The sequence below is a fragment of the Polaromonas sp. P1_E3 genome, assembly GCF_056405935.1.
Genome location: NZ_JBFUBD010000408.1, coordinates 1 through 2,308 on the forward strand (window position 1 = coordinate 1; position 2,308 = coordinate 2,308).

Annotated in this window: 3 protein-coding genes and 2 pseudogenes; all 5 read right to left on the reverse strand. The window is 60.8% G+C overall.

Annotation, left to right across the window (positions count from 1 at the left end):
* Positions 1-451, reverse strand: a pseudogene (locus tag AC1D0Z_RS19860) (cell envelope integrity protein TolA); the annotation flags it as partial.
* Positions 452-467: 16 nt separating this feature from the next.
* The gene (locus tag AC1D0Z_RS19865) at positions 468-908 is read right to left on the reverse strand and encodes a biopolymer transporter ExbD (protein WP_477659896.1); all 441 of its coding nucleotides are present in this window, start codon (positions 906-908) and stop codon (positions 468-470) included.
* 17 nt (positions 909-925) lie between these two features.
* Entirely contained in the window at positions 926-1,618 is a 693-nt protein-coding gene (gene tolQ, locus AC1D0Z_RS19870) for a protein TolQ (RefSeq protein ID WP_457280238.1), read from the reverse strand.
* Between the two features lie 13 nt (positions 1,619-1,631).
* The gene (locus tag AC1D0Z_RS19875) at positions 1,632-2,078 is read right to left on the reverse strand and encodes a tol-pal system-associated acyl-CoA thioesterase (protein WP_477659897.1); all 447 of its coding nucleotides are present in this window, start codon (positions 2,076-2,078) and stop codon (positions 1,632-1,634) included.
* A pseudogene (locus tag AC1D0Z_RS19880) lies at positions 2,075-2,308 on the reverse strand (aminotransferase); the annotation flags it as partial. The pseudogene AC1D0Z_RS19880 and the gene AC1D0Z_RS19875, both read right to left, overlap by 4 nt.

Genomic DNA, 2,308 nt, shown 5'->3' on the forward strand with positions numbered 1-2,308 from the left:
CTTCAGCCGCCTTGCGCTTGGCCTGCTCTTCTTTGGCCTTCAGTTCCTTTTCTTTCTTTGCCAACTGCTCGGCCTTGAGCTTTTCCTGCTTCAGCTTCTGATTCTGGATTTCGGCCTCTTTTTGCTGTTGAAGCAGCTTGCGTTTTTTCTCCTGCTCCAGCGCGATGTCGACATTGGGCGCCGGCGGCGGTGTCTTCACTTCCGGTGTTGGGGGGGCGGGTGGAGGCGGCGGTGGGGTGGGGGCTTCCACCAGTTTGGGCGCTGCTGCCTGCGGCACGCTGGACCAGATTTCGGCATCGAACGACACCGCCTTGTCGCTGTGCTTCCAGTTGATGCCCCAGGTCAGCGCGGCCATCAGCAGGATGTGGGYAAGCAAAGCCAGCCCGAATGCGCGCAACGAGCCGCTGTCGCGGGGCGGTCCGAATTCGAGGCGGTCTGCGGCGCTGGGCATGGCGGGTTGCGGGCGGCTACTTGTTGCCGGTTTGCACTGAAAGGCCCACGCGCGACACCCCGGCTTTTTGCAGGTTGTCCATGACCTGGACCACGGTTTCGTACTTGATCGATTTGTCGGCGCTGATGACCACGGGCACAGCTTCGGCGCCGACAGCTTTCACGGCCGGCTCCAGCCGGGCGATGTCGCCTGCGACGTTGCGCACGTTGCTGGGCACGCTGTCGGTCTTGATCTTGATCTGCACGGTTTCATCCTTGCTGATCAGGATCTGCACCGGGTTTTGCGGCTGGCTGGGCGCCTTGCCGACTTTGGGCAGCGCGATCATGCTGGGCGTGATGAGCGGCGCCGTCACCATGAAGATGATGAGCAGCACCAGCATGACGTCGATGAACGGCACCATGTTGATTTCACTGATGGTGCGGCGATTGCGGCCGCGGCGGGAATTGACTGCTGGCATGGCGGTCTCCTTCTGGCTTAGTGGCCGGAGGGTGATTGGGCGCCCAGGTTGCGCTGCAGGATGTTGGAGAACTCTTCGATGAAGGTTTCAAGGCGGTTGGCAACGCGGTCGATATCGTGCGAGAACCGGTTGTAAGCCACCACAGCCGGAATGGCGGCGAACAGGCCGATGGCGGTGGCTACCAGCGCCTCGGCAATGCCCGGTGCTACCGTGGCCAGTGTGACCTGTTCCAGGGCCGCCAGCCCGGTGAAGGCGTGCATGATGCCCCASACCGTGCCRAASAGGCCSACRTACGGCGATACCGAGCCCACAGTGGCAAGAAAGGAGAGGTTGGCTTCGATTGCGTCCACCTCACGCTGGTAACTGGCGCGCATCGCGCGGCGCGCGCCGTCCAGCAGGGTGCCGGCGTCGGTGATGCGGCGCTCGCGCAGCTTCTGGTATTCACGCATGCCGCTGGCGAATATCCGTTCCATGGGGCCGGAGTGTTTGGCGTTCTGCGCGGCGCCGGCGAACAGGTCGTTGAGGCTCGTGCCCGACCAGAATTCCCGGTCGAATTCGTCATTGAGCTTCTGCACTTTTTTCAGGGCAATGATTTTCCTGAAGATGGCGGCCCAGCTGGCAATGGACACGCCCACCAGCAGAGCCACCACGGCCTGAACGACCCAGCTGGCATTGAGGATGAGGCTGACAATGGAAAGGTCTTGATTCATGTTGAAGCTTTGCTCAAGTTTTTAGGCTGTCAAGAATGGCAGCAGGAATCCGCCTGGGCTGCAGGCTGGCGGCGTCGACCCAGCCAATCCTGATACTTCCTTCACAGAGCAGGATGGGTGCTTGTTCCTCTTCCCGTCCTGTTTTCTGCTCTGTTTTTAATAGCACCTGCTGGCCAATTATCATGGACGCGCGACCTGCTTCAATCAGGCTTGCCGTAACAATGAGTTCGTCATCCAGGCGGGCAGAGCGATGGTAGCGGATGGTGGTTTCCGCTACGACAAATATGCCACCGGTAGTTTCCCGCAGGCGCTGTTGTTCAACACCGAGTGATCTGAGCCATTCAGTGCGCGAACGTTCAAAAAATTTCAGGTAGTTCGCGTAAAAAACAATGCCACCGGCGTCAGTATCTTCCCAGTAGACCCGCACGGGCCAGCTGAAAACACGCGCGGCCGGGGTCATGCCAGCACCGCCTTGAGCCGGGCCACCGCTTCCTTCAATTGGCCCATGGAATTGGCTGTGGAAAACCGCACGAACTGTTCAGGCGCTGCATGCCCGAAATCCCGGCCTGGCGTGACGGCCAAATGGGCGCGCTTCATGAGCTCAAAGGCGAAATCCCAGCTGCCGCTCACGCCCAGCCGGGCGGCCGCGGCAGTGCAGTCGGCGTAGGCGTAAAACGCGCCGTCCGGCAT